Annotated in this window: 20 protein-coding genes and 1 pseudogene; 16 read left to right on the top strand and 5 right to left on the bottom strand. The window is 42.0% G+C overall.

From position 1 onward, the window contains the following. Nucleotides 1-77: 77 nt before the first annotated feature. Nucleotides 78-680 carry a sigma-70 family RNA polymerase sigma factor gene (locus tag IEE86_RS18440; protein ID WP_191098456.1) on the top strand — a complete coding sequence of 201 codons (603 nt, stop codon included), beginning with the start codon at nt 78-80 and terminating at the stop codon, nt 678-680. Continuing rightward, entirely contained in the window at nt 628-849 is a 222-nt protein-coding gene (gene rsoA / locus IEE86_RS18435; RefSeq protein ID WP_191098455.1) for a sigma-O factor regulator RsoA, read from the top strand. Before IEE86_RS18440 ends, rsoA begins: the two co-directional genes overlap by 53 nt. A gap of 326 nt (nt 850-1,175) precedes the next feature. On the opposite strand, the gene IEE86_RS18430 is transcribed toward rsoA, so the two are convergent. Then, nucleotides 1,176-2,156 carry a metal-dependent hydrolase gene (locus tag IEE86_RS18430; RefSeq protein ID WP_191098454.1) on the bottom strand — a complete coding sequence of 327 codons (981 nt, stop codon included), beginning with the start codon at nt 2,154-2,156 and terminating at the stop codon, nt 1,176-1,178. A 191-nt stretch (nt 2,157-2,347) separates the two neighbouring features. Here IEE86_RS18430 and mutY point away from each other — a divergent pair, with 191 nt between their 5' ends. After that, nucleotides 2,348-3,448 (top strand): A/G-specific adenine glycosylase, encoded by a 1,101-nt coding sequence (mutY, locus tag IEE86_RS18425; RefSeq protein WP_191098453.1) that lies wholly within the window; start codon nt 2,348-2,350, stop codon nt 3,446-3,448. On the opposite strand, the gene IEE86_RS18420 is transcribed toward mutY, so the two are convergent. Next, complete coding sequence (locus tag IEE86_RS18420; protein WP_008341962.1) at nt 3,435-3,659, bottom strand: hypothetical protein; 225 nt, start codon at nt 3,657-3,659, stop codon at nt 3,435-3,437. The genes mutY and IEE86_RS18420 overlap by 14 nt on opposite strands. Nucleotides 3,660-3,740: 81 nt before the next feature. Between IEE86_RS18420 and fabL the strand changes: the two genes are divergently transcribed. The 10 genes and pseudogenes from fabL (at nt 3,741) to IEE86_RS18370 (ending at nt 13,283) form a co-directional block, all read left to right on the top strand. Beyond that, nucleotides 3,741-4,493 (top strand): enoyl-[acyl-carrier-protein] reductase FabL, encoded by a 753-nt coding sequence (gene fabL / locus IEE86_RS18415; protein ID WP_007496726.1) that lies wholly within the window; start codon nt 3,741-3,743, stop codon nt 4,491-4,493. Nucleotides 4,494-4,568: 75 nt separating this feature from the next. Then, a pseudogene (locus IEE86_RS18410) lies at nt 4,569-4,715 on the top strand (gamma-type small acid-soluble spore protein); the annotation flags it as partial. A 175-nt stretch (nt 4,716-4,890) separates the two neighbouring features. Then, nucleotides 4,891-5,151: a YgaB family protein gene (locus tag IEE86_RS18405; protein WP_191098451.1), complete on the top strand. Its 261-nt coding sequence runs from the start codon at nt 4,891-4,893 to the stop codon at nt 5,149-5,151. A gap of 147 nt (nt 5,152-5,298) precedes the next feature. Continuing rightward, complete coding sequence (gene ntdP / locus IEE86_RS18400; RefSeq protein WP_012009337.1) at nt 5,299-5,829, top strand: nucleoside tri-diphosphate phosphatase; 531 nt, start codon at nt 5,299-5,301, stop codon at nt 5,827-5,829. A 90-nt stretch (nt 5,830-5,919) separates the two neighbouring features. Next, on the top strand, nt 5,920-7,662 hold the full coding sequence (locus IEE86_RS18395) for an ABC transporter ATP-binding protein (RefSeq protein ID WP_191098450.1): 1,743 nt from the start codon (nt 5,920-5,922) through the stop codon (nt 7,660-7,662). Nucleotides 7,663-7,774: 112 nt separating this feature from the next. Next, a complete protein-coding gene (locus IEE86_RS18390; protein ID WP_191098449.1) occupies nt 7,775-8,797 on the top strand; it encodes an ABC transporter ATP-binding protein in 1,023 nt (340 codons plus the stop codon). After that, nucleotides 8,751-9,743 carry an ABC transporter ATP-binding protein gene (locus IEE86_RS18385; protein ID WP_191098467.1) on the top strand — a complete coding sequence of 331 codons (993 nt, stop codon included), beginning with the start codon at nt 8,751-8,753 and terminating at the stop codon, nt 9,741-9,743. Before IEE86_RS18390 ends, IEE86_RS18385 begins: the two co-directional genes overlap by 47 nt. Next, nucleotides 9,718-11,304 carry an ABC transporter substrate-binding protein gene (locus IEE86_RS18380; RefSeq protein ID WP_191098448.1) on the top strand — a complete coding sequence of 529 codons (1,587 nt, stop codon included), beginning with the start codon at nt 9,718-9,720 and terminating at the stop codon, nt 11,302-11,304. Before IEE86_RS18385 ends, IEE86_RS18380 begins: the two co-directional genes overlap by 26 nt. A 62-nt stretch (nt 11,305-11,366) precedes the next feature. Further along, complete coding sequence (locus IEE86_RS18375; protein ID WP_191098447.1) at nt 11,367-12,368, top strand: ABC transporter permease; 1,002 nt, start codon at nt 11,367-11,369, stop codon at nt 12,366-12,368. A gap of 18 nt (nt 12,369-12,386) precedes the next feature. Continuing rightward, entirely contained in the window at nt 12,387-13,283 is an 897-nt protein-coding gene (locus IEE86_RS18370) for an ABC transporter permease (protein WP_191098446.1), read from the top strand. A gap of 226 nt (nt 13,284-13,509) precedes the next feature. On the opposite strand, the gene IEE86_RS18365 is transcribed toward IEE86_RS18370, so the two are convergent. Beyond that, the gene (locus tag IEE86_RS18365) at nt 13,510-14,583 is read right to left on the bottom strand and encodes an FUSC family protein (protein ID WP_024718258.1); all 1,074 of its coding nucleotides are present in this window, start codon (nt 14,581-14,583) and stop codon (nt 13,510-13,512) included. A 247-nt stretch (nt 14,584-14,830) separates the two neighbouring features. Next, entirely contained in the window at nt 14,831-16,126 is a 1,296-nt protein-coding gene (locus IEE86_RS18360; RefSeq protein ID WP_191098445.1) for a glutamate-1-semialdehyde 2,1-aminomutase, read from the bottom strand. Nucleotides 16,127-16,255: 129 nt separating this feature from the next. Here IEE86_RS18360 and bcp point away from each other — a divergent pair, with 129 nt between their 5' ends. Both bcp and perR read left to right on the top strand, forming a co-directional pair. Next, nucleotides 16,256-16,723 carry a thioredoxin-dependent thiol peroxidase gene (gene bcp, locus IEE86_RS18355; RefSeq protein ID WP_191098444.1) on the top strand — a complete coding sequence of 156 codons (468 nt, stop codon included), beginning with the start codon at nt 16,256-16,258 and terminating at the stop codon, nt 16,721-16,723. A 157-nt stretch (nt 16,724-16,880) separates the two neighbouring features. Next, nucleotides 16,881-17,318 (top strand): peroxide-responsive transcriptional repressor PerR, encoded by a 438-nt coding sequence (perR, locus tag IEE86_RS18350; RefSeq protein WP_012009347.1) that lies wholly within the window; start codon nt 16,881-16,883, stop codon nt 17,316-17,318. A gap of 35 nt (nt 17,319-17,353) precedes the next feature. Here perR and IEE86_RS18345 read toward each other — a convergent pair whose 3' ends face one another. Beyond that, entirely contained in the window at nt 17,354-17,701 is a 348-nt protein-coding gene (locus IEE86_RS18345) for a YgzB family protein (RefSeq protein WP_024425201.1), read from the bottom strand. A gap of 190 nt (nt 17,702-17,891) precedes the next feature. Here IEE86_RS18345 and IEE86_RS18340 point away from each other — a divergent pair, with 190 nt between their 5' ends. Continuing rightward, nucleotides 17,892-18,770: a nucleotidyltransferase-like protein gene (locus IEE86_RS18340; protein ID WP_191098443.1), complete on the top strand. Its 879-nt coding sequence runs from the start codon at nt 17,892-17,894 to the stop codon at nt 18,768-18,770. The last annotated feature ends 279 nt before the right edge of the window (nt 18,771-19,049 follow it).

The following is a 19,049-nucleotide window of genomic DNA, read 5'->3' as shown; positions in this document are numbered from 1 at the left end:
GACCCGTTTCATGAAGTTTACTTTTTTTAACTTTTGTCCACTTAATTCAAGTAGAGGGAACAAGGGGGAGGATGCACATGGATTATCGGCTGTTATTGAAAGCAAAATGGAAGGAAATCATTGATCACCCGCTCATTCAGCAATTTTTAAGCAATCCTAAAAACCAGCAGCTGCTCCGGCAAGTCATGGAAGAGCCAAGCGAGGAAAATGCGAAAAAGCTAGATTCTGAGTTCAAGCAGTTCTATCAAAAAATTCGCATCATCAAGTATATTTCCACGATGATCCGCATCTTTTCAGTCGACTTTGACAAACGAGTGAAAAAGAAGCAGCAGCGTTTTCCGCTCATACTCGATCATCCTGATACGCAAGAAGTGAAAGACCCTGTTCAAACAGATACGTATGAAGCCGTTCTCTTCAACCAGCAAGACCTAGGAGAGCACCTGCAAGATCAAACATTGTACAAGGCCTACCAGCAGCTCACAGACAAACAAAAAATGGTCTTAACCCAAATCTATGTCGAAGGCCAAACGATGAAGGAAATAGCCGACCGGCTAGGCGAAACAAGACAAAACATCTCAAACATTCACAAAAAAGCACTCAACAAACTAAAAGAAGAAACAGGGGGAGATGTCCGTGCACGAAAACAAAATGACCAATGGAGAAATGGAAGAGCTCATTGAAACCTTCACACCCATGATCAAAAAGAAACTACAAAACACGGCATATCAAGAAAGAGAAGACCTCGAACAAGAACTCTATATCAAACTCATTGAAAAAGTAGACAGGCTGATTTACCAAGAGGGACCTGGCTTTTGGGAGTTTATTGTGGAATATATGACGAAGTTGTAAGAGAAGCTGATGGTGCGAATGTGAGGTGAACATAAAATCCCCGGGCATTCGCACCTTTTTATTCGACGTTATTGAGAAAAAATGTATATTTTATGAAGGAGAAAACAAAATTCTATATTGAAATTTGTGGATTTTTACAATCATTTCCTAAAAAATGTTGCAATTAGGGCGGAAATCGCAGTCGCACTCTACATGAGTGCATAGATCACAATTTCTGCGAATTATATAAAGTCAAGCCCCTATCCAGTTCGAAATCTACACAAATGAATAATCAAAATAATGTACTTTTCCTAGAACCAAGCCCTACACAACAAAAAAAGACTCGCTCACACAGAGCCGAGTCTTAATTTTTTTTGTAGTTTTTCTTCACTGAAAATCCAACCGGTATAGGAATTTTTGATTTGGTGGTCCATGTCGATATGGCAGATTGCGACAAAAGGATAATGACCTTTGCTGCGGTAGCGTAAATCAATGAACCTCACCTCATAATGATCCTTGTATTTATCCACTTCCCACCGGTAGACAGGGGAGAAGGAGAGAAAGGCTGAAATGTTTTCATCTTGTTTGGCAATTTTCATAATCTCTGTATCAGGGACCGGCACACGGTTAAAGGTGTCTAAAATGACAATTTCTCCATTCATGCTGCGTCCAACATGGAAGGAGGATTTACATTTCACAGCAATGCGCCATTGTCTGAACTTCATTGTAGGCGAAATAATAATCTCTTCAATTTCATCGAATCGTGCACGCAGCTGACGTTTAATTTGTAGTTGCATGATGACCCTGACGATATAATAACAGAAAATCACCGCATACAGCGTAATAAACGTATAGCCGGGATGTCCGCCAATCGCCCAAACGACTATGGCGACAAGGTGTGTAAAAAAGATAAACGGATCAAACGTATTAATGATCCCTAGCGCTACCCACTTCTTCGAAAATGGACGAATGGCCTGCGTACCGTATGCATTGAAAATATCGACAAACACATGAAGCACAACGGCTAGTAGTGTCCATAACCAAAGATGAAGTAAATTTGCCCCCGGTACAAATGGGAAAATCACAGCCGGAATTAGCAATGACCAAAACAGTACAGCCGGAATGGAATGTGTAAATCCTCGGTGATTTCTTATATAAACTGCATTATTTTTTAGTTTTAGCACAGTATCAATGTCTGGTGCTTGGGAGCCGGCGATTGTCGCGATCATCACAGCATGTGCCATGTGTGGATCTGCGCTGACGGCTGGATCTAAAAGCGCAAGTCCCCCAAGAGAAATGCCCATTACTACATGAGTACCAGTATCCAATTGATTACCTCCTAGTTGTCATGCTTAGGAACAATCATACAAAGTATACGTCTCTCATCAAGACTATGTGCAAAATCACTTTTGCTTTATCCCGATTTAATGTAACATGTTAACGTATCTACAAACAGTATACAACAAATAAGGTTCTTTTCAGAACGTTAGCCCTCGGTTCAATGAGAAGGAGTATAGAGATGAAAGACATTCAAGAAAAGCTGGACCGCAAAGATATTGCGGGCTTTCAGCATGATTTAATTGATTGGTATGAAAAAGAACAACGTACACTTCCATGGCGTGAAAATCAAGATCCATACCGCGTCTGGGTATCAGAAGTGATGCTTCAGCAAACGAGGGTGGATACGGTCATTCCGTACTTCAACCGTTTTATGGAGCAATTTCCGACCGTGAAGGATCTCGCTTTAGCTGATGAAGAAAAGGTTATGAAAGCATGGGAAGGTCTTGGCTACTACTCACGCGTGCGTAATTTACAGGCAGCTGTGAAAGAAGTATATGAATCCTACGGTGGCGTTGTCCCTGATACGAAAGAGCAATTTTCAAAGCTGAAAGGTGTAGGTCCTTATACGAGCGGCGCAGTGCTGAGTATCGCCTATAACAAGCCATACCCTGCGGTAGATGGCAATGTCATGAGAGTCATTTCTCGTATTTTGTCCATATGGGATGATATTGCAAAACCAAAAACGAGAAATATTTTCGAGTTTGCGGTCGATCAGCTCATTTCCCGGGAAAAGCCATCAGAATTCAATCAAGGACTGATGGAGCTTGGTGCGCTCATTTGTACCCCAACATCCCCTGCCTGCCTCATTTGTCCTGTGAACATGCATTGCTCGGCACTCGAAGAAGGCGTTCAGCATGAGCTGCCGGTGAAAAGTAAAAAGAAAAAGCCGACTGCGAAATCAATGGCAGCGGTGGTGTTATTTGATGATGCAGGCCACCTCTATATTCATAAGCGTCCAAGTACAGGTCTGCTTGCGAATTTATGGGAGTTCCCAAACATGGAAACCATAAAGGGAAGAAAAACGGAAAAAGAGCAGCTGATTGATTTCTTAAAAGAGGAAGCGGGTGTACAAGCAGAACTTGGTGATTTAGAAGGCACCATTCAACATGTATTTACCCACCTCATCTGGAATATTTCTGTTTTCTTTGGACGTGTGACCTCTGTATCAGATGACACGATGCTGAAAAAAGTCACAACAGAAGAATTTGAGGCATATGCTTTGCCAGTTTCACATCAAAAAATATGGAAGATGTCACTTGAACAGCCTAGTCATATTTAACCGTTGTACCATGGGTATAATCGGCTTCATTTCGGTGCAGACCCCCGCGGTTTTCAATTTCAGAAATGATTTCTCGATACTTAGATTGCCCTTCTTCGTTTAAATAAGGTAAAATTTGTTGGAAAGCATGATGAAAAAAAGCAAGCTCAGTATCTTTCCATTGATCCTTTGACATCATGCCAAGCTGGCTTAAATCGCGTCCGACATACATGAATGTAACCTCCTAATAGGAACTTTCCTATTAGTGTGAAGCGAATGGACGAAAACTATTCAAATCAGGAGATGAACCATAATGAACAAGCGTAAATGTGCATTAATTACAGGCAGCAGTAGAGGGGTTGGGAAGGAAGTAGCCCTTCGCCTGGCTGAAAAAGGATATGACATTGTCATTAACTATGCAAGAAGCAAAAAAGCCGCACTTGAAACAGCGGAAGAAATTGAAGCAATGGGCGTGAAAACATTGGTTGTGAAGGCCAATGTAGGCCAGCCTGAGAAAATCAAAGACATGTTTCAGCAAATCGATGAAACCTTTGGCCGTTTAGATGTATTTGTTAACAATGCGGCATCAGGTGTTCAGCGTCCCATCATGGACCTTGAAGAAAATCATTGGGACTGGACGATGAATATCAATGCGAAAGCTTTATTATTCTGCGGACAAGAAGCGGCGAAATTAATGGAGAAAAACGGCGGTGGACATATCGTCAGCATTAGCTCACTAGGATCCATCCGCTACCTTGAAAATTACACAGTGGTCGGTGTATCAAAAGCGGCACTAGAAGCTTTAACGCGTTATCTATCTGTTGAGCTGTCACAAAAAAATATTGTCGTGAATGCCGTATCTGGCGGCGCGATCGACACAGATGCACTCAAGCACTTCCCGAACCGTGAAGAGCTTTTAGAAGACGCCAAGAAAAACACTCCTGCCGGCCGAATGGTGGAAATTAAAGACATGGTCGACAGCGTGGAGTTCCTTGTATCAGGCAAGGCAGACATGATTAGAGGACAGACGATTATTGTGGATGGCGGACGTTCTTTGCTTGTTTAAAAAAATCATGAATAGGATGTACACCTTCTGCACAAATTAATGTGCGTGGAGGTGATAATGATGGATCAACAACAAAACAAAACAAACGCACAACAAGTGAAAAAACAAAACCAAGCTTCTGCTCAAGGTCAATATGGTACTGAATTTGCTAGCGAGACTGACGCACAGCAAGTAAAAAAATACAATCAAAAAGCTGAGCAAAACAAACAACAAAACAGCTAATCACTGAAACAGAGGAAAGCACTTCATCTACGAATGAAGTGCTTTTCTTTTTGCCCCTCATCACCATCCGACAAAACCTGTAAAACCTCTACATAAACAGTCAAAGGACTTTTTCATCCTTTCAAGAAGTGGTATAGATACAAAAAATGGATTTGAGTGAAAAGGGAGGAGTTAGATGTCTGATTTTGATCAGCTTGTAAGAAAGCAAATGAAGCTCATGGATCAACTACTTGATGTACAAGGGGAACTAGACATGTGCTTAGAAACAGAAAAACGATGGCTGCAAGATGGAAAAAAGGAAGAGCGGCATAGGCTTCAACATCAAATCAAACAGAAACGAGAAGAGCTGCAAAAAGTCCAAACATTATTTACAAAACAGACAGAAGAGGTCATCAATTCATATAAACAGATGGAGAAGAGTTCAACTGTGATGTAAATGAGTGTGCCGTTCAATTGGGTTGAATGGCTTTTTCATTTCATTTTTTAACTATGTAACGGTATAATATAATAGAGACATGTTTAGTTGGGAAATTAGGTCTTTGGACTGTTAGGTTTGTTTGTTATAGAAAGTAGGGGAGAAAATATGGGCTATCCCAAGGAAGGAGAAACCATCCAAATTCAAAGCTATAAGCATAATGGCTTGATCCACAGGATTTGGAATGAAACCACCATTCTGAAAGCAACGGAATTGTGTATCATTGGTGCAAACGACCGTACAATGGTGACTGAATCCGATGGTCGTACATGGATGACGAGAGAACCGGCTATTTGCTATTTCCATGCAAAACAATGGTTTAATGTAATTGGGATGCTTAGAGATGATGGGGTATATTATTACTGCAACATCAGCTCTCCTTTTGCGACAGATGAAGAGGCAATTAAGTATATTGATTACGATTTAGATGTCAAAGTCTTTCCGGACATGACGTACAATATTTTGGATGAAGACGAATACGCAGATCATAAGAGGCAGATGAATTATCCAAAAGAAATCGATAGTATCTTAAGAGAGCATCTGAATACATTACTTCATTGGATTCACCAGCGGAAAGGACCGTTTGCTCCCGAATTTGTGGATATGTGGTATGAACGTTTTTTACATTATACAAAATAAGATCAGCAAAAACCTGTTTGGCTTTATAGGCTAACAGGTTTTTGACTGCGTACGGATAAGAGGCACTGATAGATTGGGAAGGAGATTTACATGGGGGTCATTAAACGCTACATGGCTTTTGTTACACCGTATAAAAAACAGATTGCATTGACAATGGTCATCGGGATGATTAAATTCTCGATTCCCTTAACCTTGCCTCTGCTTTTAAAATATGTCATTGATGATGTGATTCAAGGCTCTGGATCGGCTGAAGAAAAAACATCCACTCTCTTTATTATTATGGGAATCATGCTTGTATTATTTTTAGTCATGAGACCGCCTGTTGAATACTATAGACAATACTATGCACAGTGGACAGGCAGTAAAGTATTGTTTGATATTCGGGAAAAGCTGTTCTCGCACATTCAAAAGCTAAGCCTTCGTTATTATGCCAACACGAGAACAGGCGAAATCATTTCAAGGGTGATCAACGATGTGGAGCAAACGAAGGAATTTGTCATTACAGGCCTGATGAACATTTGGCTGGATTTGATGACAGTCCTTATTGTCATTGCCATTATGTGTACACTTGATCTTAAGCTCACCATCGTGTCTGTCATTATTTTTCCGCTATATGCGATCGCTGTGAAGTATTTTTACGGACGACTTCGCAAGCTCACAAAGGAGCGCTCACAGGCGCTGGCCGAGGTGCAAGGGCATCTTCATGAACGAGTACAAGGAATGCCAGTCATTCGCAGCTTTGCGATTGAAGAATATGAACAAGAGAATTTTCATGATGAAAACAAAAATTTTTTAAACAAAGCGATTAACCATACGAATTGGAACGCCAAAACATTTGCTGTCGTCAATACCATCACTGACATTGCACCGCTACTCATCATTGCATTTGCTGGCTACACTGTGATTAATGGATCGCTTTCGATCGGGACAATGATTGCCTTTGTCGGCTACATTGACCGGATGTACAACCCGATTCGCCGTCTCATTAACTCATCGACGACCTTAACGCAATCGGTTGCGTCAATGGATCGAATTTTTGAGTTTATTGATGAACCGTATGAGGTAACAGACAGGCCGAATGCAAAAGAAGCCAATGACTTAAAAGGAGAGGTAGAATTTAAACAGGTGTCGTTTCGCTATGAACACACGCAGGAAGAGATTCTGCGCAATATCTCCTTGAAAGTAGAAAAAGGACAAACGATTGCACTTGTAGGAATGAGCGGTGGAGGAAAATCTACACTCGTCAGCTTAATTCCAAGGTTTTATGATGTCACAAGTGGGTCACTTGAAATTGACGGCATTGACATAAAAGAGTACAAGGCAAGAAGTCTTCGAAATCAAGTTGGCATGGTGCTCCAAGATACATTCTTATTCAGTGACACGATTAAAGAAAATATCGCTGTTGGTGACCCAGAAGCATCCTTTGAGAAAATCGTCTCGGCTGCCAAAGCCGCAAATACCCATGATTTTATTATGTCTCTTCCTGAAGGGTATGACACGAAGGTAGGAGAACGAGGCGTGAAGCTGTCAGGCGGTCAAAAACAACGGATTTCCATTGCGAGGGTATTTCTCAAAAATCCACCGCTTCTTATTTTAGACGAAGCAACGTCTGCACTGGATTTAGAAAGTGAGCATTACATTCAAGAAGCGATGCAAAAGCTAGCGAAGGACCGCACAACTTTCATTGTCGCGCACCGCTTATCGACCATTACACATGCCGACCAAATTGTCGTCATGGAACAAGGCGAAATTGTGGAAAAAGGAACACACGAAGAATTAATGAATCAAGACAGCCACTATCGCCATCTATTTACCATCCAAACATTAAATTAGTAGAAGCCTATCCGATTCTAGCGGATAGGCTTTTTTATGCTTGTCAAAAACATGACATATTTCCCAGCTTGTCTCAATACAATTTTAAAAAGTATGACGAGGTGGTGAATATGTGGAAGAACAAGACGTGCTGCTAGATGTCAAACAGCTATCCATTGCGTTTCAGCAAAAAAAGCAAAAAGTGCCCATCGTCCATCATATATCGTTCTCGATTCAAAAAGGAGAAACGTTAGGTATTGTTGGTGAATCGGGCTGCGGGAAAAGTATCACATCCATGTCATTAATGGGACTGAATCAGCAAACAGAAACAACGGGAGAGGTTCAATTTGAAGGGCAAAACCTGCTGTCACTTTCCGAGAAACAGTGGCGAGAGGTGAGAGGGAATGACATTTCGATGATATTCCAGGAGCCAATGACCTCTCTCAATCCATTAATGACCATTGGCAAGCAAATGACGGAAGCCCTTTTCACACATCAAGCAATCGGCCAAAAAGAAGCAAAAGCTAAGGCTGTTGATTTGCTTCAGACAGTTGGATTGAAGCAAGCAGAATCGTTACTTAAAAAATACCCACATGAATTATCTGGCGGCATGCGCCAGCGTGTGATGATTGCGATGGCGATGCTTTGTCACCCAAAGCTCATGATTGCAGATGAACCGACAACTGCACTGGATGTGACCATCCAAGCGCAAATCCTTCGCCTGCTCAAAAAGCTGAACGAAGAGATGGACACCGCTATTTTATTTATTACCCATGATCTAGGCGTCGTGCGGCAAATATGCCAGCGAGTCATGATTATGTATGCCGGTCGAATCGTAGAAGAAGGAACCGTTGACCGTCTTTTTCAAAAACCTCTGCATCCCTACACAAAAGGCCTTTTCGCCTCTGTTCCATCGTTTAAAGAGAAAAAAGAAAAACTCATCTCTATTGAAGGTCATGTACCTAAGCCAGGGGCCATCCGGTCCGGCTGTCAATTTGCCGCGCGCTGCCCTTATCAAATGGCACAATGTCTTGAAAAAGATCCAGCCTTACAATCCATTGAACAAGATCACCGCGTCGCATGCTTTCTAATGGAAGGAGGAGAAGACACTGAGTCACCCACTATTACAAGTGAATCAGCTGACAAAACGGTATGAGAACTCAGCCTTTTTTTCAAAAAACAAGCACACGACTTTAGCGCTAAATCAAGTGTCTTTTCACGTGAAAAAAGGGGAAACGCTTGGCATTGTTGGTGAGTCTGGCTGCGGAAAATCAACCCTTGGTAAAAGCTTAATGAGATTGACTGAACCGACTTCAGGCTCCATTCAATTGAATGGACTAGAGGTGACACTTTTGAAGGAACGAGACATGCGTTCCTTAAGAAAAGACATTCAAATGATCTTTCAGGATCCATATGCTTCCTTAAATCCGCGAATGAAAATCAAAGATATTTTAGAGGAACCGTTGATTGTTCATCAACACGGGACGAAAGCAGAAAGACGGAAGCGGGTAAAAGAGATGCTGCACATTGTGGGTTTTGATCCTTCCTATGGAGACCGTTATGCGCACCAATTCAGCGGCGGACAAAGGCAGCGTATTGGTATCGCTAGAGCACTTATTACTCACCCAAGTCTTGTCATTGCCGATGAACCAGTTTCGGCTTTGGATGTATCCGTTCAAGCACAAATTTTGAACCTGATGCTCGACTTGCAAAAGACGCTTTCTCTTACGTATTTGTTTATTTCTCACGATCTTGGCGTTGTCAGGTATATGAGCGACCGGATCGCTGTCATGTATGCCGGCCGTATTGTGGAGATGGGGCCGGCGGAAGACGTGTTTCATCATCCATTACATCCTTATACGTCGCTGCTTCTGAAATCCATTCCACATATGGATCACGTGCTGGAGACGCAGGATGTGGCAGCGGAAGAGTCCACTATGACGGCACGCGGCGGCTGTCCTTTCTACAAAAGGTGTCCAAAAAGGTGGGAGAAATGCCTAAAAGCAGTACCTGCTTTGTATGAGGAGAAACCGGGGCACGCGGCCGCGTGCTATTTATATCAAAAGGAGGAACACAATGAAGAAGACATGGTTATTCAGTAGTTTCATTTTTGTGCTGGTACTTGCGCTATTTTTAGGAGGATGTTCATCTGCACCTACATCAGAAGAAAAGGCAACAAAGGATACCCTCGTATTTGGCAGAGGAGGAGATTCCACATCACTTGACCCGATCACAACGACAGAAGGAGAAACCTTCAAGGTCACAGAGAATATGTTTGAAAAGCTACTGAATTATGGTGAGAAAGACACGACCATCCACCCTGGTCTCGCAACAGACTGGGATGTGGCAAAGGACGGGAAATCGTACACCTTTTACTTAAGAGAAGGTGTGAAATTTCATGATGGCACAGATTTTAACGCAGAAGCAGTCAAATTCAACTTTGACCGCTGGATGAACGGCGATGCAGAAAAATTTCCTTACTACGGCATGTTTGGCGGCTATAAAAAAGATAAAGGACATGTCATTAAAGACATCATCGTCAAAGGAGAACATGAAATCGAATTTCAACTAAAGCGTCCGCAGGCGACGTTTCTAAAAAACATCGCCATGTCACCATTTGGCATCGCAAGCCCCACGGCTGTTGAAAAAAGCGGCGATTCATTTCGCGAGAATCCAGTGGGTACAGGACCATTCAAGTTTAAAGAGTGGAAGCAAAACGACCGCATTGTCTTAGAAAAGAACAAAGATTACTGGCAAAAAGAGAAACCAAAGCTCAATCAAATCATTTTTCGCTCCATTCCAGAAAACTCTGCTCGTTTAAATGCGCTTAAAACAGGCGAAATCGACTTAATGGATGGCGTGAATCCGTCAGATTTAGATGGCATAAAAACCGATAAAGCCCTCCAGCTCATTGAAAGACCATCAATGAACGTAGGCTATATCGGACTGACAGTGACGAGAAAGCCGCTTGATAACAAACTGGTTCGTCAGGCGCTCAATTATGCAGTCGATAAAAAATCCATCATTGAGTCATTTTATGGCGGACTTGCTGAACCAGCGAAAAATCCCCTGCCGCCATCTTTAGAAGGCTACAATGACGACATTGAGCCATACCCGTATAATCCAGAAAAAGCGAAAGAGCTATTGAAAGAAGCCGGCTTTCCTGACGGCTTTCGTATCAAGCTTTGGGCGATGCCTGTACCGCGTCCATATATGCCAGATGGGATGAAGGTAGCAGAGGTCATCCAGTCAAATTTTGAAAAGGTAGGCGTCAAAGCGGAAATTGTGACATATGACTGGGCGACCTATTTAGATAAGGCAAGTAAAGGGGAAGCAGATGTGTTTTTGTTAGGCTGGACAGGAGACAATGGCGATCCTGATAACTTCATTTACACACTGCTGGATGAAGATAGCATTGGCGGTAACAACTATACATTCTTCCAGAACGATACTATGCATGACATCCTCATTGAAGCGCAAACGGACACAGATCAAAAGAAACGAAATGAGCTGTATAAAAAGGCTCAAGAGATCATTCATGACGAAGCGCCTTGGATTCCATTGGTGCATTCAATTCCAATGCTTGCCGCATCTAGTGATTTAAAAGGATACCAGCCGCACCCAACTGGTTCAGAAGCTTTGACTGACGTGTATTTCGAATAAGCAACATAAGGGGGATCTTGTATCTCCCTTATTCAAACAAATAAAAAGGCGGTGAAAGCTATTTGTTTGCTTATTGTATCAAGCGGGCAGGAATGCTCATCCCAGTACTGATTGGAATGACCTTGGTCGTGTTTTCAATTATTCGGTTTATACCGGGGAATCCAGCACAGGTCATCTTAGGGCAGCGGGCAACAAAAGAAGCAGTAGAGCAATTGACGATCCAGCTCGGTTTGAATCAGCCGTGGTACGTTCAATATGGTCATTACATGCTGGGGCTTTTAAAAGGTGATTTAGGGACGTCCATTCGAACAGGAGCGGCTATTGCCCAGGAAATGAAGCCATACTTATTTGCTACGTTAGAATTAACATTTTTTGCAATGGTGCTGGCGATTGTTGTGGGAGTGAATGCCGGAATCATCAGTGCTTGGTTTAAACATTCTTTCTTTGATTATATTGCGATGTTTATTGCACTCATTGGGGTGTCCATGCCGATTTTCTGGTTAGGCTTAATGGGGCAGTGGCTCTTTTCAATCGAATTAGGCATTTTGCCGACAACAGGCCGAGAAAACGTAAGGAATCCAGTGGAGTCGATTACTTATATTCATACGCTGGACACGCTTTTACAAGGCCGGTTCGATCAATTCACTGACAGCATCAAACATTTGATTTTGCCAAGTACAGCACTTGCAACAATCCCTGCTGCAATTATTGCAAGGATTACGAGGGCAAGTATGCTGGAAGTGCTTCATTCAGACTTTATTCGAACGGCAAAAGCAAAAGGGGTGCGTTCGTTTTTCATCATTTATCAGCATGGGCTGAAAAATGCGCTCATTCCGATCTTGACGATTATTGGTCTTCAGACAGGTCTCTTGCTTGGCGGGGCAATTTTAACAGAAACCATTTTCGCTTGGCCGGGAATTGGGCGGTATATATACGATGCCATCAGCTATCGTGATTATCCGGTCATTCAAACAGGCATTCTCGTTGTTGCGCTCATATTTGTCCTGATCAATTTCATTGTCGACATTTTGTATGCAGTTATTGATCCGAGGATTAAATATTAGAGAAGGGAGAGTGACAATATGGAAGCGCAAAAAGAGCTTGAACCATCTAAGCCAAAAGAAGCCCGCTCTCAATCACTGATTCTTGAATCGATGAAGCAGTTCTTTCAGCACAAGCTGGCGGTTATTGGTAGTGTGATTGTCTTGTTATTTCTCATCCTGGCAATTTTCGCACCATTCATTGCGCCTTTTGGAATCAACGAACAATCACTTGGTGAGCGGTTTAGTGCACCTTCTGCTGAGCACTGGTTTGGTACGGATGATTTCGGCAGAGATATATTTTCGAGAGTTGTACATGGAGCGCGGATTTCATTGTGGGTTGGTTTCTTCTCAGTTCTCGGGTCTGTCATTTTAGGCACACTGCTTGGATTGATGGCAGGTTATGGTGGAAGATTGCTAGATGCTGTGATCTCCAGGTTATTTGATATTTTACTCGCCTTTCCTAGCATTCTATTAGCGATTGCCATCGTTTCCATCTTAGGTCCTTCCTTACAAAATGCCCTTATTGCCATAGCAATTATTAACGTCCCAACCTTTGGGCGGCTCGTTCGCTCAAAAGTGCTGAGCATTAAACAAGAAGAATACGTGCTGGCAGCAAAGGCAGTTGGGATGTCCCACCGCCGCATCGTCCTTCGTCACATCCTGCCAAATAGTATGGTGACGGTCATCGTGCAGGCGACGCTTGCGATTGGAACGGCGATTATCGAAGCGGCGGCTTTAGGCTTTTTAGGACTGGGTGCACAGGCGCCAAGTCCCGAGTGGGGGAAAATGCTAGCTGATGCAAGGCCATATCTTGTTCAAGCCCCATGGACTTTATTCTTCCCCGGGATTGCCATCATGCTGACGGTTCTTGGCTTTAACCTGATGGGAGATGGATTAAGAGACACACTTGATCCTAAAATGAAGAAAATAAAATAAGACCGATTCCAAGAATCGGCCTTAGCGTGTAGACAAACCCTCGCATTCTTTGTCAGGTCTGCGCTCCGGTGCTCACGAATGTCAATTCGCTCCGCTCCGGTGCTCGCCCTTCCTAGACTTCAAAGGTTTTCATTCACGCTGAAAAGAAGACAAAGGGCTAAAACCAAGATCATTTTAGCCCTTTGTCAACAATTTAAGACCGATTCCAAGAATCGATCTTTTCTATTTATGCTTCTTTTTCTTCTGTCTCGATTTCACTATCTTTTGGGTGATACGTTTGGAAGCTTGTAATCAATGTATCTAAATGCTCTAGTTCATCACGATATTCGATGATGCTGGACATAACATTCAGCATATTGTAATCGAGCAAGTCGTTTTCTTGGTTTTGTTGATGCTGAATAAATGATTTCGTTAAGGTTTCAAGGCGAAGAGAGCATTCATTTTGAAAATCATCGTCCTGCGGCTTCATTTTTCCGACGAACTTCATCAAGGTGCGCTCATGCCAATACAGTAAATAATCAATCTCATCCGTTAAGCTTTCCCTGAAATGCTCTGGCATCAAATGAATTTCATTTTCTAGTTTATGAAGCTTTTTCAGTAAGTACAGAGCACGATTAGACGTCATAATCGCCTGTCTGAACAAAACCAGCTTTCTTGATTTTACATAGGTTGTTTTCTTTAAATAGCTTCGTTCCTCTTTGTATAACAAGTAAATGTGATCTAGTTTGATCATGCGTTCTTTTATTTGATCGATGTCATCCTTTAAAGTGGAATGATCAGTAGACTGTCTGGAGCTCAGACGGATCCATTTTAAAATCTCCTCCGTATTTTCCATAATGTGATGAACAAGCTTTGTTTCATACTTTGGTGGCAGGAAGATTAAATTCACTAAAAATGAAGAAAGTACCCCTAACACCACAGTAGCTGTTCGAATTAAGGCAAAGGAAAGGAAATGATCCCCTGCACTTTCTAAAATCGCGATGACGGTTACAAGTGCAATTGGAATCGTGTGTTCAATCTTCAGCTTTAAATTTATGGCGATGACCATGACGGCGGTTAAACCGATAATGACTGGTCCGGTGCCAAAAAGCAGACCGAACGTAATGGCAAGTGCTGCTCCAATAATATTGGCTTGCACTTGATCAACAATCGTTAAAAATGATCGGTAAATAGATGGCTGGATAGCAAATACAGCTGCAATTCCCGCAAAGACGGGTGTTGGCAACCCAAGCCATGTTGCCAGGTAAAGCGCGAGTACAATGGCAATACCAGTTTTTAAAATACGGGCTCCAAGTTTCATTGGTTTTGTCCCTGCATTCCTTTCTTTTTGATAATAGATGATCACTTGTCATTTATTATAAATATTTTGATGAAACAACTAAGTAATATACAGCGGTCTTCCGAAATATTCAAGTCATTTTTGAAAGTTTATGAAAACAGCAAAAGAAGGTATTGAGAAAAAATGTAACAGATTCAATCGCTTTTGACAATCAAGAGCTGGTCAATAAAAAAACAGACGCATTTTTTTACGCCTGTTTTTGACTCCATTATGATTGTTTCAGCTGTTCAAACGCATAATCTACTGCTTGCAGCGTCTCAGAAATATCTTTTTCAGTATGTGCGATGGTCAAGAACCAAGCTTCGTATTTGGAAGGGGCGAGGTTAATGCCTTGTGTGAGCATTAATTTGAAGAAGCGGGCGAACATTTCGCCATCCGTATTTTCAGCCTGCTCGTAATTGACAATCGTTTCTTTTGTAAAATAAATCGTGAGAGCACCCTTTAAGCGATTCACTGTAATATCTACTTGATGTTTTTTGGCATGAGCTAAAATTCCTTCTTCTAACTTAGCGCCGAGCTGATCAAGTCGCTCGTAAACACCGTCTTCTTTTAACACTTCCAAGCATGCAATACCAGAAAGAATGGACGCAGGATTTCCCGCCATCGTGCCAGCTTGATAGGCTGGTCCAAGCGGAGCGACTTGCTCCATAATTTCTTTTTTCCCGCCGTAAGCGCCGATTGGAAGACCACCGCCAATAATTTTACCTAATGCAGTAAGGTCAGGCTTTACTTGAAGCAAGTCCTGTGCACCGCCATACATAAAGCGGAAAGCTGTAATCACTTCATCGTAGATCACAAGTGCGCCTTTTTCATGAGTGAGGTCATTGACCTGCTGCAGGAAACCGTCCTTAGGCTCCACGATACCAAAGTTCCCGACAATCGGCTCAACTAGAACAGCCGCTACCTCATCGCCCCATCGATCTAGTGCTTCTTTGTAGCTGTCAATATCATTAAATGGAACGGTAATGACTTCATTGGCGATGCTCTTAGGAACGCCCGCTGAATCAGGCGTTCCTAAAGTGGAAGGACCAGAGCCAGCTGCGACTAAAACAAGATCAGAATGACCGTGGTAGCACCCAGCGAATTTAATGATCTTTGTTCTGCCTGTATAAGCGCGAGCTACACGAATCGTCGTCATCACCGCTTCTGTACCGGAATTGACAAAACGAACCTTGTCCAAAGCAGGCATAGCTTCCTTCAGCATTTTAGCAAATGTCACTTCATGCTTTGTCGGTGTTCCATAAAGGACACCCGTTTCAGCGGCTTTTGTGATGGCTTTTGTAATATGAGGGTGGGCATGACCTGTAATGATTGGGCCGTATGCTGCCAGATAATCAATATAGCGGTTTCCGTCAACATCCCAAAAATAAGCGCCTTCTCCTCTTTCCATCGCAACGGGTGAACCGCCGCCTACTGCCTTATATGAACGAGACGGGCTGTTGACACCTCCAACAATGTGCTCCAGCGCCTCTTGATGTAATTTTTCTGATTCTGTGAATTTCATAAATAGCCTCCTGTCTCAACGTATCACGTCGTCTATCATTATTTTAACATGCCGATGCAAGCGTCCTTAGTTGAATATCCTCTCAAAATTGGATAGGCTAATTAAAAAATAGGTTGGAGGGATTGTGTCATGACAATCGAAGTAGGCCAGCAAGTACCTGACATTGAATTAACCGGTGACAATGGGGAAAAAGTAAAGCTTTCTGATTTTAAAGGAAAACATATTGTCCTTTATTTCTATCCAAAAGATATGACACCAGGCTGTACAACAGAAGCATGTGATTTCCGCGACCGCCATCAGAGCTTTGCAGAATTAGATGCTGTCATTATCGGCGTAAGCCCAGACAGTCAGGACAGGCACCAAAAGTTTAAAGAAAAACATGATTTGCCTTTCCTGCTTCTTGTAGACGATGAACAGAAATTGTCTGAAGCCTTTGGAGTATGGAAGCTGAAAAAGAACTTTGGCAAAGAATATATGGGGATCGAACGTTCAACGTTTCTTATTAATAAAGAAGGAACGCTTGTCAAAGAATGGCGAAAAGTAAAGGTGAAAGACCACGTAGAGGAAGCGCTTGAGGAATTGAAAGCTCACGCTTAATTTCCTCACAGGATGAGATCGGCAGTCATGCCGGTCTTTTTTGTAAAGAAGAATAGGTAAAAAAGAGGATTGTAATTGACAAAGATTCGGCTCTGGGGGTACACTATTTATAAAGATTACAATATAAGAATATTTTTGAAGAGAGGTGCATGATGAAATGGCTGCTCACGAACTAAAAGACGCTTTAGATGCTTTAAAAGAAACCGGTGTTCGAATTACTCCGCAGCGCCATGCCATCTTGGAGTTTCTCGTAAATTCTATGACTCACCCAACCGCGGACGATATATATAAAGCCCTTGAAGGAAAATTTCCAAATATGAGTGTCGCAACGGTTTACAACAATTTACGAGTCTTCCGGGAATCTGGATTAGTAAAGGAATTAACCTATGGTGATTCCTCAAGCCGATTTGATTTTGCGACATCTGACCATTACCATGCGATTTGTGAAAACTGCGGAAAGATCGTTGACTTTCACTATCCTGGCCTTGATGAAGTTGAACAGCTTGCATCCCATGTGACGGGCTTTAAAGTCAGTCATCATCGCTTGGAGATCTATGGAACTTGTCAAGAATGTGCGAAAAAAGAAAATCATTAATGAAAAAGCTGACCGGTTAAATGGTCAGCTTATTTTTATGACTTTTTTCGATTGTAGGATTCATCAAACTCTTTACCCTCTAATGCTGGATCGAGAGTCAGCGGCTCTCTGCAATGCATACACATGTCCACTCGTCCGAGCACCTTTGTTTCTTTCTCGCAGCCTGGACAAACGACTCGTACCGCCTTCGTAGAAAGCATGCCAATCCAAAAGTAAACGGCTGTACTTAATCCAATCGACAAGACGCCGAGCAGCATAAAGAAAGTCGACAGCCAGATCGATTCCTTGAAGAACACACCGATATACATGATCAGAAAGCCAACAAAAACCAAACTAAGTGCAAATGTTCTGATTTTATTAATCTTACTGGAGTATTTCGCCATCCCTAGTCCCCCTTATCTCCAATATAGCACATTTTACCTTTCCATTTGAATTAGTTATAGAGTTTTGTGAATAAATTGCTTATAATGATTCAATGATCTTTTTTCTTGTATTGAAGGAATTTTGATTCTATGAGGAGAAATACATAGCAATTAGAGAAGAACTTTACATCTGAGTATTGGAGGAATCACTATGGAAAATCTTCTCCGTCCTATTTATCAAGAGAGAGCGAGCCACCCAGACACATTAGCTGTGATTATAGTAGAAAGAAGACATAAAGTATCTTCTGAGACGGATAACTTTGATGCAGCACTTCTTGTTATTGTAAAAGAAGCGGAAGAGCCGTTATTTATTAAACACTATGAATCTGATCACCAAACAGCTTCTTTAAATGTGGTCACAGATGATCAGCTGAAGGAATGGATTACCCTCGGTACTAACCGCCGAATCATTGATTGGATTTTGAATGGAAAAGTCCTGTTTGATCGAAATGAATATATTTTCAACTTGATTGATGAACTGAGTACATTCCCGTTTTCAAACCGTAAGCTCAAAATCGGTTTAGAATATGGCAAGCTCATTCGCAGATATATAGAAGGAAAAGCATTTTTTGAGTCAAATCAATTCCTTGATGCATATAATTCCATTGTGCATGCCCTGCATCACTTAGCACGTATTGAAGTGATTGATAAAGGCTTCCACCCAGAAGTGACGGTTTGGAACCAAGTGCGTCATATGGAGCCAGAAGTATATAAACTTTATTCAGAACTGATTGAAAGCCACGAAAGTCTGCATAAGCGTTTGGAACTTTTATTTTTAGCAAATGATTTTTTGATCCATTCAAAAGCAGAAATTGGTGCTGCTCATTTGCGCCATGTTATGGAGCAACAGGATATTTGGCTTTTTGGCGAGCTTCTCGCGCATCCTGACCTGAAGCATTTCACGCCTGATCTTAGCGTTATGATTGATTTCTTTGTGGAAAAAGGAATAGTTCAAGTGGAGCCAATTGAAACAAAGGGGCAAAAAATCTATCATCGAGGATATTTTGTTAAAAAAGATATTGACGCATGATTATTATGATGGTATATTATTAAACGTCGCTAACGAGCAACCGAGTTGCTTTGAAAGAAAAGCTGACAAAAAGAAATCCAAAAAAACGCTTGACGCACACAGTGCTCAAATGTTATATTAAAAAAGTCGCCTCTGAGCGATAACGAAGATGATCTTTGAAAACTAAACAAGACAAAACGTACCTGTTAATTCGAGTTTTTATAAAAAATCCTATGATACTTCATAGGTAGTCAGTCAAACTGGCGAGGCAGGAAATGATCACATGCTAAGTTCGCTACA

Source organism: Bacillus crepusculi (genome assembly GCF_014764715.1).
In the GTDB taxonomy this organism is placed as follows: Bacteria; Bacillota; Bacilli; order Bacillales; family Bacillaceae; genus Bacillus.
Note: the sequence above shows the minus strand (reverse complement) of the source record. Positions and strands in the feature narration are given on the sequence as shown.

What these genes read in the sequence shown, in the direction of transcription:
- IEE86_RS18440 (WP_191098456.1), top strand. Translation starts at nt 78, where the DNA reads ATGGATTATCGGCTGTTATTGAAAGCAAAATGGAAGGAAATCATTGAT.
- rsoA (WP_191098455.1), top strand. Translation starts at nt 628, where the DNA reads ATGTCCGTGCACGAAAACAAAATGACCAATGGAGAAATGGAAGAGCTC.
- mutY (WP_191098453.1), top strand. Translation starts at nt 2,348, where the DNA reads ATGAAAGACATTCAAGAAAAGCTGGACCGCAAAGATATTGCGGGCTTT.
- IEE86_RS18420 (WP_008341962.1), bottom strand. Translation starts at nt 3,659, where the DNA reads ATGTATGTCGGACGCGATTTAAGCCAGCTTGGCATGATGTCAAAGGAT.
- fabL (WP_007496726.1), top strand. Translation starts at nt 3,741, where the DNA reads ATGAACAAGCGTAAATGTGCATTAATTACAGGCAGCAGTAGAGGGGTT.
- IEE86_RS18405 (WP_191098451.1), top strand. Translation starts at nt 4,891, where the DNA reads ATGTCTGATTTTGATCAGCTTGTAAGAAAGCAAATGAAGCTCATGGAT.
- ntdP (WP_012009337.1), top strand. Translation starts at nt 5,299, where the DNA reads ATGGGCTATCCCAAGGAAGGAGAAACCATCCAAATTCAAAGCTATAAG.
- IEE86_RS18395 (WP_191098450.1), top strand. Translation starts at nt 5,920, where the DNA reads ATGGGGGTCATTAAACGCTACATGGCTTTTGTTACACCGTATAAAAAA.
- IEE86_RS18380 (WP_191098448.1), top strand. Translation starts at nt 9,718, where the DNA reads ATGAAGAAGACATGGTTATTCAGTAGTTTCATTTTTGTGCTGGTACTT.
- IEE86_RS18370 (WP_191098446.1), top strand. Translation starts at nt 12,387, where the DNA reads ATGGAAGCGCAAAAAGAGCTTGAACCATCTAAGCCAAAAGAAGCCCGC.
- IEE86_RS18365 (WP_024718258.1), bottom strand. Translation starts at nt 14,583, where the DNA reads ATGAAACTTGGAGCCCGTATTTTAAAAACTGGTATTGCCATTGTACTC.
- IEE86_RS18360 (WP_191098445.1), bottom strand. Translation starts at nt 16,126, where the DNA reads ATGAAATTCACAGAATCAGAAAAATTACATCAAGAGGCGCTGGAGCAC.
- bcp (WP_191098444.1), top strand. Translation starts at nt 16,256, where the DNA reads ATGACAATCGAAGTAGGCCAGCAAGTACCTGACATTGAATTAACCGGT.
- perR (WP_012009347.1), top strand. Translation starts at nt 16,881, where the DNA reads ATGGCTGCTCACGAACTAAAAGACGCTTTAGATGCTTTAAAAGAAACC.
- IEE86_RS18345 (WP_024425201.1), bottom strand. Translation starts at nt 17,701, where the DNA reads ATGGCGAAATACTCCAGTAAGATTAATAAAATCAGAACATTTGCACTT.
- IEE86_RS18340 (WP_191098443.1), top strand. Translation starts at nt 17,892, where the DNA reads ATGGAAAATCTTCTCCGTCCTATTTATCAAGAGAGAGCGAGCCACCCA.